Origin of the sequence: Kitasatospora sp. NPDC057692 (assembly GCF_042799475.1) — a bacterium.
Lineage (GTDB): Bacteria > Actinomycetota > Actinomycetes > Streptomycetales > Streptomycetaceae > Kitasatospora.
In genome coordinates, this window is record NZ_JBHVIV010000021.1 from 12702 (window position 1) to 25594 (window position 12893).

At 71.9% G+C, this 12893-nt stretch carries 10 protein-coding genes; 3 read left to right on the plus strand and 7 right to left on the minus strand.

The window, feature by feature from the left end; translation table 11 throughout:
- Window positions 1–155: 155 nt before the first annotated feature.
- The 6 genes from ACFVFS_RS14565 to ACFVFS_RS14590 all read right to left on the minus strand — a co-directional run bounded on the left by ACFVFS_RS14565 (window position 156) and on the right by ACFVFS_RS14590 (window position 7009).
- On the minus strand, window positions 156–1352 hold the full coding sequence (locus tag ACFVFS_RS14565; RefSeq protein ID WP_380623889.1) for an acyltransferase family protein: 1197 nt from the start codon (window positions 1350–1352) through the stop codon (window positions 156–158).
- Between the two features lie 230 nt (window positions 1353–1582).
- The gene (gene tuf, locus ACFVFS_RS14570) at window positions 1583–2776 is read right to left on the minus strand and encodes an elongation factor Tu (RefSeq protein WP_380623892.1); all 1194 of its coding nucleotides are present in this window, start codon (window positions 2774–2776) and stop codon (window positions 1583–1585) included.
- Window positions 2777–2975: 199 nt separating this feature from the next.
- The gene (gene fusA, locus ACFVFS_RS14575) at window positions 2976–5081 is read right to left on the minus strand and encodes an elongation factor G (protein WP_380623895.1); all 2106 of its coding nucleotides are present in this window, start codon (window positions 5079–5081) and stop codon (window positions 2976–2978) included.
- A gap of 39 nt (window positions 5082–5120) precedes the next feature.
- A complete protein-coding gene (rpsG, locus tag ACFVFS_RS14580; RefSeq protein WP_030055803.1) occupies window positions 5121–5591 on the minus strand; it encodes a 30S ribosomal protein S7 in 471 nt (156 codons plus the stop codon).
- 2 nt (window positions 5592–5593) lie between these two features.
- A complete protein-coding gene (gene rpsL, locus ACFVFS_RS14585) occupies window positions 5594–5965 on the minus strand; it encodes a 30S ribosomal protein S12 (protein ID WP_014144289.1) in 372 nt (123 codons plus the stop codon).
- A 426-nt stretch (window positions 5966–6391) separates the two neighbouring features.
- Window positions 6392–7009 (minus strand): DUF1707 and DUF4190 domain-containing protein, encoded by a 618-nt coding sequence (locus ACFVFS_RS14590; RefSeq protein WP_380623897.1) that lies wholly within the window; start codon window positions 7007–7009, stop codon window positions 6392–6394.
- 314 nt (window positions 7010–7323) lie between these two features.
- On the opposite strand from ACFVFS_RS14590, the gene ACFVFS_RS14595 reads away from it, so the two are divergent.
- Window positions 7324–8133, plus strand: a complete 810-nt coding sequence (locus ACFVFS_RS14595; RefSeq protein WP_380623899.1) for an ABC transporter ATP-binding protein — start codon at window positions 7324–7326, stop codon at window positions 8131–8133.
- The gene (locus tag ACFVFS_RS14600; protein WP_380623901.1) at window positions 8130–9776 is read left to right on the plus strand and encodes a transporter; all 1647 of its coding nucleotides are present in this window, start codon (window positions 8130–8132) and stop codon (window positions 9774–9776) included. Before ACFVFS_RS14595 ends, ACFVFS_RS14600 begins: the two co-directional genes overlap by 4 nt.
- 52 nt (window positions 9777–9828) lie before the next feature.
- Here the strand turns inward: ACFVFS_RS14600 and ACFVFS_RS14605 are convergent, their stop codons facing one another.
- Window positions 9829–11310, minus strand: a complete 1482-nt coding sequence (locus ACFVFS_RS14605) for an alpha/beta fold hydrolase (RefSeq protein WP_380623903.1) — start codon at window positions 11308–11310, stop codon at window positions 9829–9831.
- A gap of 274 nt (window positions 11311–11584) precedes the next feature.
- Here ACFVFS_RS14605 and ACFVFS_RS14610 point away from each other — a divergent pair, with 274 nt between their 5' ends.
- Window positions 11585–12880, plus strand: a complete 1296-nt coding sequence (locus tag ACFVFS_RS14610; protein WP_380623906.1) for a DUF2786 domain-containing protein — start codon at window positions 11585–11587, stop codon at window positions 12878–12880.
- Window positions 12881–12893: the final 13 nt, after the last annotated feature.

Consider the following 12893-nt stretch of genomic DNA (forward strand, 5'->3'; position numbering starts at 1 on the left):
CGGCAGCCCGCGCCCGGGTCCCGGCCGATCGAGACGGCGAGTGGGAGATGATGTGAGCCGTCTGTGCCGTCCGGGTGATCGCGGCCAGGCTAACAGCAGGTTTTCAGCGCCGCATGAATGCTTCTTGAGCATCGTCCTCATCCTGCCCCGCTCCCTCAGGACCGCAGCGCCGCCGGCTCGTCCGAGGCCCTGCGGAGGGTCGCCATCGAACGGTCCAGCGCGTTCTTGAGGAGTGCGGACACCGGCCGCTCGACCACCCGGTGGACCGTCCAGGCCGTCAGCAGCATCAGGACGAGCGCGGTCCCGAGCGCCGCCGCGACCCCGACCCGGTGCAGCCGCAGGACGTGGATCACCGTCCAGCCGACCTCCTGGTGGATCAGGTACAGCGGATAGGTGAGCGCCCCCGCCACGGTCAGCCCCTTCCACCGGACCCGGTCGAACAGCCCGAGCGCGGCGCCGAGCACCAGGGCGAAGGCGGCGGTCACCCCGGCGGCCATGGCGTACCAGGACAGCCCGTGGCCGAGGACCTCGACGTAGACCTCCCGCAGGTGGCGCAGGCGGGAGAGCGCGAGGATCCAGGAGAGGCCGACGATCCCCCACAGCAGCGGGTCGCGGCCGAAGCGGTGCATCAGGAACATCCCGACGCCGGCGATGAAGAACGGCGCCTCGTCGGGCATGGCGAAGGTGGACAGCAGCGGGATCCCGCCCTGCGGCGCGAGGACGGCCAGGATCGTCCAGATCCCGCAGAACGCCACCACCCTGCGGTACGTGAGGCCGGTCGCCACCACCAGGGCGAACAGCAGGTAGAACCGCGTCTCGACCCAGAGCGTCCAGTAGACGCCGTCCACGTGCCTCATGCCGAGCGGCTCCTGAAGCATGGTCAGGTTGGCGACGACGGTGTCGACGTGCAGACCCCTCGCCGCGAAGGTCCGGGCGTACTCCCCGAACGCGAGCAGCACGGAGCCGGTGAGCAGGACGGCCACCCAGTACCCCGGGTAGAGGCGGACCACCCGGGAGACGAAGAACTCACCGGGCCGCTTGCCCCAGCAGCTCATGCAGATCACGAACCCGCTGATGACGAAGAAGAGTTCGACGCCCAGCCAGCCGTAGGCGGCCACCTGGTTCAGCCGGGGCAGCGCCTCCCGGGGCGTCACCCCCTCCCACACCCCGGAGACGTCCACGTACGCCGCCCAGTGGAAGCAGACCACACTCAGCGCCGCCAGCAGCCGCATCCCGTCGAGGGCGTACAGCCGCGGCCGCCGGGCCGGTCCGCCCTCGCCCGCCCCGTCCGCGCGGGCGGCGGAACGGCGCCGGAACAGCGAGGGCTTCGTCAGGAGTGGAGGAGAGGCCATTCCGGAGCGCTTTCGGCGAGTGGGGCTCGGAGAAGCCCGGTCGGCCCGGTTCGGGGCGGGCCGCGGGGTCGCTCAGTTTATCCGGAACGCGCGCGCCCGAGGAGCCTCCGTTCACCCGGAGCGACCAGTCGTTCACCGGGGCGGGGCGGGAACGCCGAAGGGCCCCGCACACCCAGGGTGTGCGGGGCCCTTCGGATCGCCTGTGCGGTCCAGGCAGGTCAGAACATCAATTACTTGATGATCTTGGTGACCTGGCCGGCGCCGACGGTGCGGCCACCCTCACGGATGGCGAACTTCAGGCCCTCCTCCATGGCGATCGGCTGGATCAGCGCGACCGTCATGCCGGTGTTGTCGCCCGGCATGACCATCTCGGTGCCCTCGGGGAGGGTCACGACGCCGGTCACGTCCGTGGTACGGAAGTAGAACTGCGGGCGGTAGTTGTTGAAGAACGGGGTGTGACGGCCACCCTCGTCCTTCGACAGGATGTAGGCCTGGGCCTCGAAGTCGGTGTGCGGGGTGACCGAACCCGGCTTGATGATGACCTGGCCGCGCTCGACGTCCTCGCGCTTGATGCCACGGAGCAGCAGACCGACGTTCTCACCGGCCTGGCCCTCGTCGAGCAGCTTGCGGAACATCTCGATGCCGGTGACCGTGGTGGTGGTCTTCTCGGTCTTGATGCCGATGATGTCGACGGTCTCGTTGACCTTGAGGATACCGCGCTCGATACGACCGGTGACGACGGTGCCACGACCGGTGATCGTGAAGACGTCCTCGATCGGCATCAGGAACGGCTGGTCCACGGCGCGGGCCGGGGTGGGGATGTTCTCGTCGACCGCGTGCATGAGGCCGAGGAGCTTCTCGCCCCACTCCTTGTCGCCCTCGAGGGCCTTCAGGGCGGAGACGCGGACGACCGGCAGGTCGTCGCCCGGGAACTCGTACTCGGAGAGCAGCTCACGGACCTCGAGCTCGACGAGCTCCAGGATCTCCTCGTCGTCCACCATGTCGGCCTTGTTCAGGGCGACAACGATGTACGGAACGCCGACCTGGCGGGCCAGGAGGACGTGCTCCTTGGTCTGCGGCATCGGGCCGTCGGTGGCGGCGACCACCAGGATGGCGCCGTCCATCTGGGCGGCACCGGTGATCATGTTCTTGATGTAGTCCGCGTGACCCGGGCAGTCGACGTGGGCGTAGTGGCGCGCCTCGGTCTGGTACTCGACGTGCGCGATGGAGATGGTGATACCGCGCTGCCGCTCCTCCGGCGCCTTGTCGATCTGGTCGAACGGCGTGAAGGGGTTGATCTCCGGGTACGCGTCGTGCAGCACCTTGGTGATGGCCGCGGTCAGCGTGGTCTTACCGTGGTCGATGTGACCGATGGTGCCGATGTTGACGTGGGGCTTCGTCCGCTCGAACTTCGCCTTCGCCACTGAGTCCTCCTGAGGACAGTTCTGTACGCCGTGGTGACGTCAGTTGGTCTTTGATCGGTTGTGGTGCGGGTTGTCCGGAGGACATCCCGTGCCGTCCCGCTGGTGGGGGGGCCGGAGGCCCCGGGAGGATCCGAACCGGATCCTCCCGGGTTGCCTCCTAATAGCCTAAGGGGTGGTTATCGTCCCGAAAGTCGGGACGTCACTCGCCCTTGGCCTTCGCGATGATGTCGTCCGCGACGTTCCGGGGAACCTCGGCGTACGAGTCGAACTGCATCGAGTAGCTCGCGCGACCGGAGGTCTTGCTGCGCAGGTCACCGACGTAGCCGAACATCTCGGAGAGGGGCACCAGCGCCGTGACGACGCGGGCACCGTGACGCTCGTCCATGGACCGGATCTGGCCACGGCGAGAGTTGATGTCGCCGATCACGTCGCCCATGTAGTCCTCGGGCGTGGTGACCTCGACGGCCATCATCGGCTCCAGGAGGACCGGCTTGGCCTTCCTGGCGCCTTCCTTGAAGGCCATCGAGCCGGCGATCTTGAACGCGAGCTCGGAGGAGTCGACGTCGTGCGCGGCACCGTCGAGCAGCTTCACGCGGACACCCTGCAGCGGGTAGCCGGCGAGGATGCCGAACTCCATGGCCTCCTGGCAGCCGGCGTCGACCGACGGGATGTACTCGCGCGGCACGCGGCCACCGGTGACCAGGTTGACGAACTCGTAGCCCTCGGCCTGCTCGAGCGGCTCGATCGCGATCTGCACCTTGGCGAACTGACCGGAACCACCGGTCTGCTTCTTGTGGGTGTAGTCGATGCGCTCGACGGCCTGACGGATCGTCTCGCGGTACGCGACCTGCGGCTTGCCGACGTTGGCCTCGACCTTGAACTCACGGCGCATACGGTCGACGAGCACCTCGAGGTGCAGCTCGCCCATACCCGCGATGATGGTCTGGCCGGTCTCCTCGTCCGTGTTGACCTGGAAGGACGGGTCCTCCTCGGCGAGACGCTGGATGGCGACACCCAGCTTCTCCTGGTCACCCTTGGACTTGGGCTCGATCGCGACGCGGATGACCGGGGCCGGGAAGTCCATGGACTCCAGGATGACCGGGTTCTTCTCGTCGGACAGCGTCTCACCGGTGGTGGTCTGCTTCAGGCCCATGACGGCGATGATGTCGCCGGCGCCCACCGACTCGATCTCCTCACGCTTGTTCGCGTGCATGCGGTAGATCTTGCCGATGCGCTCCTTCTTGCCCTTGACGGCGTTCAGCACCGAGGTGCCGGACTCCAGGCGGCCCGAGTAGACCCGGACGAAGGTGAGCTTGCCGAGGTGCGGGTCCGACATGATCTTGAACGCGAGCGCGGCGAGCGGCTCGTCGTCCGAGGCCTTGCGGGAGATCTTGACGGTGTCGTCGCCCGGCTTGGTGCCCTCGATGGACTCGATGTCCAGCGGGGACGGCAGGTACTTGACGACGGCGTCGAGCAGGGGCTGGACGCCCTTGTTCTTGAACGCGGTGCCGCAGAAGATCGGGGTGAAGTCCGAGTTCAGCGTGCCCTTGCGGATCGCGGTCTGCAGCAGCTCGACCGGGATGTCCTCGCCCTCCAGGGCGAGCTCCATGATCTCGTCGCTGACGTTCGACACGGTGTCGATCAGGGCCTCGCGGTACTCGTCCGCCTGCTCCTGCAGCTCGGCCGGGATGTCGACGATGTCGTACATCTCGCCCTTGGCGGCCTCGGCCGACCAGACCAGCGCCTTCATGCGGACCAGGTCGACAACGCCCTGGAAGTCCGACTCGGCACCGATCGGCAGCTGCATGACCAGCGGGGTCGCGCCGAGGCGGTCCACGATGGTCTGGACGCAGAAGAAGAAGTTGGCGCCCGTGCGGTCCAGCTTGTTGATGAAGCAGATGCGCGGAACGCCGTAGCGGTCAGCCTGCCGCCACACGGTCTCGGACTGGGGCTCCACACCGGCGACACCGTCGAACACCGTCACGGCACCGTCGAGGACGCGCAGCGAGCGCTCCACCTCGACGGTGAAGTCGACGTGACCCGGGGTGTCGATGATGTTGATCGTGTGGTCGGCATCGTCGACGGTCCAGTGACAGGTCGTCGCGGCCGACGTGATCGTGATGCCGCGCTCCTGCTCCTGCTCCATCCAGTCCATGGTGGCAGCGCCATCGTGGACCTCACCGATCTTGTACGACACACCGGTGTAGAACAGGATCCGCTCGGTGGTGGTGGTCTTGCCCGCGTCGATGTGCGCCATGATCCCGATGTTGCGGACCTTGGCGAGGTCAAGGGAGGTTGCAGCCATGGTGGCTCGTTCTCTCTCTGTCTAGTGACGGGGTACGGACTACCAGCGGTAGTGCGCGAAGGCCTTGTTGGACTCGGCCATCTTGTGGGTGTCCTCGCGACGCTTCACGGAAGCGCCCAGGCCGTTGCTGGCGTCGAGGATCTCGTTCATCAGGCGCTCGGTCATGGTCTTCTCGCGACGGGCACGCGAGTAGCCGACCATCCAGCGCAGCGCCAGGGTGCTGGCGCGGCCCGGACGGACCTCGACCGGAACCTGGTAGGTCGCGCCACCGACACGGCGGGACTTGACCTCGAGGGCCGGCTTGACGTTCTCCAGCGCGCGCTTCAGCGTCACGACCGGGTCCGAGCCGGTCTTCTCACGGACGCCCTCGAGGGCGCCGTAGACGATCCGCTCGGCGGTGGAGCGCTTGCCGTGCAGCAGGATCTTGTTGACCAGCTGGGTGACGACCGGGGAGCCGTAGACCGGGTCGATGATGACCGGGCGCTTCGGGGCGGGGCCCTTACGAGGCATTCTTACTTCTCCTTCTTGGCGCCGTAGCGGCTGCGGGCCTGCTTGCGGTTCTTGACACCCTGGGTGTCGAGCGAACCGCGGATGATCTTGTAGCGGACACCAGGAAGGTCCTTCACACGACCACCGCGAACCAGCACGATGGAGTGCTCCTGCAGGTTGTGGCCCTCGCCCGGAATGTAAGCGGTGACCTCGATCCCGCTGGTGAGGCGCACACGGGCGACCTTACGAAGCGCCGAGTTCGGCTTCTTCGGGGTGGTCGTGTACACACGCGTGCAGACCCCACGGCGCTGCGGGGAGCCCTTCAGCGCGGGAGTCTTGTTCTTCTCGACCTTGTCCTGCCGGCCCTTTCGGACCAGCTGCTGGATCGTAGGCACCGTTTCTCCGTTTTCTGTGTGCCAAGGCTTGGTGGAACTAACCTGCGGTGATTCCCTCGCACACGGCCCCGTGGTCGACCCACGCGGTCGGGTGTGTTGGGTTTTTTCCGGCACGGAATCCCGTGGGCTGATGTACAGCGACGGCGCTCTACGCGCGGCGCGCTGGGAGGCGCTCCGGCTCGGCGCGGCGACCGGTGTGCATGCACGCACAAGGACCCGGGGACACCCCAGGCACAAGGTCAGAGCGTACCTAGCGCATCGGGCGCGGTCAAAACAAATGCAACGCCGCAGGTGGGGGCCGTCGGCCGGGTGTCGCCCGGGTGTCCCGCGCGCGGCCGCCCGGTGTCGGACCGCCCTCCTACCGCCCTACCACACCGGGGAGGCCGCCGCCACCCGGGGGACGGCCCGCCCGCGGGCGGCCGGCGGTCAGCCGAACATGACCGCCACGGTGAGGATCAGCGCCCAGAAGGCGATCGACAGCCAGCCGAAGACGATCCCGGTGACGGCCATGCCGTCGCCGTCCTCGTTGCGCTCCGCCGCCTGCCTGCGGCCGACGTGGCCGGCGATCACGGCCGGCACCCCCAGCAGGCCGCCGGTCGGCACGCAGAGCAGGCCCAGCACCAGCGAGGTCACCGCGAGGGCGTTGGTCCGGCGGGCCGGCGGCGGGGGCAGGAAGGTCGGCGGCACCGGGACCACGACCGGTCCGGCCATCGTCGGCGCCATCATCTGCGGGGCCACCATCGGACCGGACGGCAGGTCGGCGACCAGCCGGGCGAGCTGGCCGTAGGTCTGCGCGGTGCTCGCCGCGTCGAACCGGTCGCCGTACTCGGCGGCGCTCAGCCGGCCCTCGGCGAACGCGGCCTTCAGCACGTCCACCGTCCGCTCGCGGTCCGCGGTCGCCGCGCGCATCGCCGACTGCGGCATCGCGACGTGCTGCGGTACGGCGTGCTGCGGCGCGCCGGGCGGCATCCCCGGCACCGGCGGCACGGACGCGGGAGGCTTGGCCATCCCGTGGCCCTGGTCACCCCACGGCTGAACGGCCATCCGCCACCTCCCGGTACCCCCGCGCGACCACGGTCCCTCCCCGTTCACTCGACTCTCATAGTGCAGGACGAACGGGCGCCCTGAGTAGTTGCCAATTCCGGCTGTCGGTCGGTCTTTTCCCGAAAACCCGCGTCGGCTTGGCCCGCGCCCGGCCCCGCCGGCCGCCGCGCTCACCCGTTTGGCTCAGACACACCCGGGGCATCGCCCCTGCAGACAGGCCCGGCCGGGCGGTGGCAGGCTGTCGTTCGGGCCCGTACCGATCATGGAACCCGCACCGGCCCCGACCGGTCCGACCACCAGCAGAAAGAGCCGCCATGCAGGCGTCAGCGCCGCCGCCGTCCCCCGTCCCCGCCGCCCCCGTGCCCCCGGCCGTGTCCATCCAGGGCCTGTGGAAGCACTTCGGCACCCAGGCCGCCGTCGCCGGGCTCGGCCTGGAGCTGCCGGCCGGGGCGTTCGTCGGACTGGTCGGGCCCAACGGCGCCGGCAAGACCACCACCCTGTCGATGGTCACCGGCCTGCTCCGGCCGGACCAGGGCACCGTGCTCATCCACGGCGCCGACGTCTGGGCCGACCCGGTCGCCGCCAAGGCCCGGATCGGCATCCTGCCCGAGGGCCTGCGGATGTTCGAGCGGCTCAGCGGCCGTGAGCTGCTCCAGTACAACGGCCGGCTGCGCGGCCTGCCCGGCGCCGAGGTCGACCGCCGCGCCGAGGAGCTGCTCGCCGTCCTCGACCTCGCCGGCCACGCCGACAAGCTGGTCGCCGACTACTCCACCGGCATGCGCAAGAAGATCGGCCTGGCCGCCGCGCTGCTGCACAACCCCGACGTGCTCTTCCTCGACGAGCCCTTCGAGGGCGTCGACCCGGTCTCCGCCCAGACCATCCGCGGCGTGCTCAAGCGGTACGCGGCGGCCGGCTCCACCGTCGTCTTCTCCAGCCACGTCATGGAGCTCGTCGAACAGCTCTGCGACTGGGTCGCGGTGGTCAGCGCCGGCCGGGTGATCGCCCAGGGCCCGCTGGACACCGTCCGCGGCGGGCGCAGCCTGCACGAGGCGTTCCTGGAGCTGATCGGCGTCCGCGAGGACGACGGCCACGCACTCGGCTGGCTCGGCGGTGGCGAGCGGTGAGCTCCTCCCCCGCCGCGCTCGCGCCCACCGGGCCGCCCGACGACCGCACCGTCGTGCGGACGCTGGTCTCGCTCAAGCTCCGGCTGCTGCGCAACGGCCTGCGGCGCAGCCGCGGCCGGGCCGCCCTCTACCTGCTCGGCAGCGTCCTCGGCGTGCTGTTCGCCGCCGGGATCGCGCTCGCCGTGGCGATGCTGGAGCACGCCACCGACAGCGGATCCGCCGGTGACGCGGGCGTCGTCCTCACCGGCGCGCTGGCGCTCGGCTGGGCCGCGCTCCCGCTCTTCCTCTTCTCCAGCGACGAGAGCGCCGATCCGACCCGGCTCACCATGCTGCCGCTGCGGCCCGCGCCGCTGCTGCGCGGCTCGGTGCTGGCCGCCCTGATCGGGCCCGGTCCGCTGGTCAGCCTGGTGCTGTTCACCGGCGCCGCGCTCTCCGGTGCCGCCGGCGGCGCCTCGGCGGCGGCCGGGGTGGTCGGGGTGCCGCTCGCCGTGCTCACCGTCGTCGTCCTCTCGCGCGCCGTCGCCGCCGGCAACGCCCGGCTGCTCTCCAGTCGGCGCGGCAAGGACTTCGCCATCTTCGGCGGCCTGCTCTTCGCGCTGCTGGTGCAGATCGCCAACGTCGGCTCGCAGAGCGTCTTCGGCAAGCCCGGCGCCAACGGCCTCGACCTCGAACCGCTCGCCCCGATCGCCTCCGTGCTGCGCTGGATCCCGCCGGTCTCCGCCGTCGACGCCGTCCGCACCGCCGGCGAGGGCCGGTACCCGCTCGCGCTGCTCCAGCTGGCCGCGACCGCCGCACTGCTGCTCCTGCTGCTGCGCTGGTGGCGGGGCAGCCTGCAGCAGCTGATGGTCACCGCCGACGCCTCGACGGTGGAGGTGGTGCGCGGCGTCCAGGCGTCGCGGCGCGGCCGGCGCCTCCTGCCGGACGGCCGGGTCGGCGCCGTGATGCAGCGCCACCTGCGGTACGCCTGGCGCGAGCCGCGGGCCAAGGCCGCCGTCTTCACCAGCATCGGCATGACGCTGGTGGTCTGCGTGCTGTCGATCGTCCAGGGCTGGTCCACGGTCTACCTGGTGGCGATGACCGGGATGTTCCTCGGCCTGCAGATGCTCAATCTGTTCGGCATGGACGGCTCCGCGTTCTGGATGGTCGCCGCCACCCTGCTCACCCCCGCGGACGCCCGCGACGAACTGCGCGGCCGCGCGTTCGCGCTGCTCTCCTACGCCGTCCCGGTCACCCTGGTGCTCTCCCTCGTGCTCGCCGCCGCCACCGGCGAGTGGTCCGGCCTGCCCTCGGCCCTCGGCGCCGCCTTCGCCCTGCTCGGCAGCGGCATCGCCATCGGCGCCGTGCTCAGCGTGCTCGCGCCGTACACCATGCCCGCCGACAACAACCCGATGCGCAACGCCGCCCCCGGCCAGGGCGGGCTGGTGATGCTGAACAGCTTCGGCTCGATGTTCGGCAGCGCCGTCGTGGCGTCCCCCGTCGTCGGCTACCTCGCCTGGGCCCTCGCCGCCGACGCCCCCACCTGGCCGCTGCTGTTCGCCGGCCCCCTCTACGGCGCCCTCGTCGCCGCCCTGGGCCTGCGCCTGGCCGCCGGCCGCCTGCTGGAGCGCCTCCCCGAGATCCTGGCCAAGGCCGTCGAACGCTGACCGGCCCGGACCCGGGCGGGAGGCCGGACGCTCCGGCCTCCCGCCCGGGGCGTCAGCCGCCGCAGGTCACGTCCTCGGCCGGCAGCCGGCCGGTGGTCAGGTACCGCACGGCGGTCGCGTCGGCGCAGGACGGGCGGGGGCCGACCAGCACGCCGTGGCCCTCGCCGCCGGCCACCGTGACCATCCGCGAGCCGCGCAGGGCCCGGTGCATGCCCCGGGCCATCGGCAGCGTCGCCTGGGCGTCCCACTCGTTCTGCAGGATCAGGGCCTCGCCGCCGTTGTGCACCGCCGTGGCCGGCTCCTCGGCCGCGGACTGCCAGAAGGCGCACGGCGTGACGGCGGCCCCGATGTCACCGGCCAGCGGGTTCGCGGCCCGGTCGCGGACCGCGTCCCGGCGGTACTGCTCGGGGTCGCGCGGCCAGTCGCGGCCCTCGCCGCAGAAGACGGCCCAGATGGCCGCGACCGCGTTGTCGTCCGGCACGGCCCGGTCGGCCGCCGCGCCGGCGGCCGTTTCCGCGGCGGCCCGGGAGCCGTCGGCGGCGGCCCCGGGCTGGGCCGGAGCGTCCGGAGCGGGCGCCCCGCCCGCCGCCGAGGCCTTCAGCGCCGCGATCCAGGGCGTGACCGTCCCGAGGTGGACGAACTGCGTGTACGCGGACCGGAGGTCGTCGCCGCGCAGCACGCCCCCCTCCGTGCGGACGGGCGTGCGGTCGGCGTGGGCGACGAGGTCCCAGAACGCCGTCCGGACCCGGGCGGCGGTCGGACCCAGCCCGTACTCGGCGTGGCGCGCGGCGGCCCACTCGGTCCACCGGGTGAAGGCCCGTTCGGCGCCCGCCGCCGCCGACCGGAGCGTGCCCCGCCAGGTCAGCGCCGGGTCGAGCGCGCTGTCGAGCACCATCCGGTCCGAGCGCCGGGGGAACATCTGCAGGTAGACGGCGCCGAGGTAGGTGCCGTACGAGTGCCCGAGGTAGGAGATCCGCTTCTCCCCCAGGGCCGCGCGGACGACGTCCATGTCGCGGGCCGTGTTGCGGGTGGTGAGGTGCGGCAGCACGTCGCCCGCCCGGGCCCGGCACTTGTCGGCCACCGTGCGGGCCCACGCCACGTCCTTCGCGAAGGTCGCCGGCGCGTAGGTGTGCTGCACCACCTGCTCGTCCTTCGTCAGACCGCAGCCGACCGGCGTGCTCCGGCCGACGCCCCGCGGGTCGAAGCCGATCAGGTCGAACCGGTCCCGCACCTCCGCCGGCAGCCGCGGCGCGAGGTCGTCGGGCAGGGTCAGGCCCGAGGCCCCCGGGCCGCCGGGGTTCATCAGCAGCACGCCGTGCCGCTCCTTCGCGCTGCCCGCCCTGACCCGCGAGACCGCGAGGTCGATCGTCCGGCCCCCGGGGTCGCCGTAGTCCAGCGGCACCGTGACCGTCGCGCATTCGAGCGCGGCCGGACGGTCCGGCGCACAGCGTTCCCAGCGGAGCGTCTGCCGCGCGGCCCGTCCGCCCGGATCGTCCCCGGCGAACGCCAGGGCGGGGGTGAGGGTCGTCACCACGGTCGTCACCGCGCCCGCCGCCAGTACGGAAATCGTTCGTCCGCCACGCAGAACCATGCCGGTCCCCCCAGTACAGAATCGGTGCCTCGTGCCCCGTGCCTCTCCGCTCCAGTCTCCCGGCGCCGCACCGGCCCCGGCGTACGGCGCGGGGACGGAACCGCGGGCCGCCGTGGGACCGGGGTCCCCCCGTCCCTGCCCCCACCGCTCCGGCACCGCTCCTGGGTGGACCGGTCCGGCATCATGGGTGGGAGGTACGGGACCGGAGGTGCACGGCGTGGGCAGGCAGAAACAGGGCGGCGGGGGCGGGGACGCCGGTCCGCTGCTGGAGACCGCCGTACGCGGCGCGGTGACCGCCTCCGAGGAGACGCTCGATCTCGCGCTGGACACCGGGGCCTCGCTGCTGGCCGCCTCCGCCGGGCAGTGGCCGGCCGTGAGCCGGGCCGTGCTCGGGTACGCCGACACCGCGGTCGGCCGGTGCTGGTCCGTCGGCTGGCGCCCCGCCGACCTGGTGCGGGTGGTGCGCCGCGAGCTGAAGCCGGTCCACCTGGCCCTCGCCGTCGACCTGATCTCCGCCGAGAACCGCCGCCATCCCGCCTCCGCCCCCGACCGGCGCTGGCAGGAGCAGCTGCGCGAGCTGGAGGCGGAGGTCTGGTGGTCCTCCGACGAGGCGTACCTGCCCGCGTTCGCCCAGCGCCACCGGCTGGACCGCTTCGCCCTGGCCACCGCCCTGCTGGAGCTGCTGCGCAGCTGGGGGCGGCTGCCCCCGATCGCGCCGGTGGGCCCCGCCCCGGGCCAGGTGCCGCGCTCCGGGAGCCGGCCGCACGGCCCGGTGACCGGTGAGCCCCGGATGCTGTCGCGGATCCGCGCGCTGCTGGCGAAGGCCGAGTCCACCGACTTCCCCGAGGAGGCCGAGGCGCTGACCGCCAAGGCCCAGCAGCTGATGGCCCAGCACAGCATCGACGAGGCCCTGCTCGCCGTCGACGGCGCCGACCCGCACGCGCCGGGCGCGCTGCGGATCGGCGTGGACAACCCGTACGAGAGCCCGAAGACGATGCTGCTGGACGCGGTCGCGGCCGCCAACCGCTGCCGGGTGGTCTGGGCGAAGGAGTTCGGCTTCTGCACCGTGATCGGCTTCGACGCCGACCTGGACGGCGTCGAGCTGCTCTACACCTCGCTCCTCGTCCAGGCGACCCACGCGATGCAGCAGGCCGGCGCCCGCCAGCACCTGGACGGCGCCTCGCGCACCAAGGCGTTCCGGCAGTCCTTCCTGGTGGCGTACGCCGCGCGGATCCGCGAGCGGCTGGCCGAGGCGACCGAGCGGACGACCAGCGACGCCGCCGCCGGCCGGCACCTGCGCGAGGACGGCACGGCCGAGCAACTGGTCCCGGACGCGCGGCTGCTGCCGGCCCTGAAGGCCCGCACCGAGGCGGTGGACCAGGAGGTGGACCGGATGTTCCCCAAGCTGGTGTCCCAGCGCGTGCGGGTGAGCGACGGCGAGGGCTGGGCGGCCGGCCGCGCGGCCGCGGACCGGGCGTCGCTGCGCGGAGGCTCCGGGGAGATCCGGCGCTGAGGTCCGCGGCGGG

Bases quoted from the DNA above. Each gene is read 5' to 3' on its own strand.
- ACFVFS_RS14595 (WP_380623899.1), top strand. From the start codon at position 7,324: ATGCAGGCGTCAGCGCCGCCGCCGTCCCCCGTCCCCGCCGCCCCCGTG.
- fusA (WP_380623895.1), bottom strand. From the start codon at position 5,081: ATGGCTGCAACCTCCCTTGACCTCGCCAAGGTCCGCAACATCGGGATC.
- ACFVFS_RS14565 (WP_380623889.1), bottom strand. From the start codon at position 1,352: ATGGCCTCTCCTCCACTCCTGACGAAGCCCTCGCTGTTCCGGCGCCGT.
- ACFVFS_RS14590 (WP_380623897.1), bottom strand. From the start codon at position 7,009: ATGGCCGTTCAGCCGTGGGGTGACCAGGGCCACGGGATGGCCAAGCCT.
- rpsG (WP_030055803.1), bottom strand. From the start codon at position 5,591: ATGCCTCGTAAGGGCCCCGCCCCGAAGCGCCCGGTCATCATCGACCCG.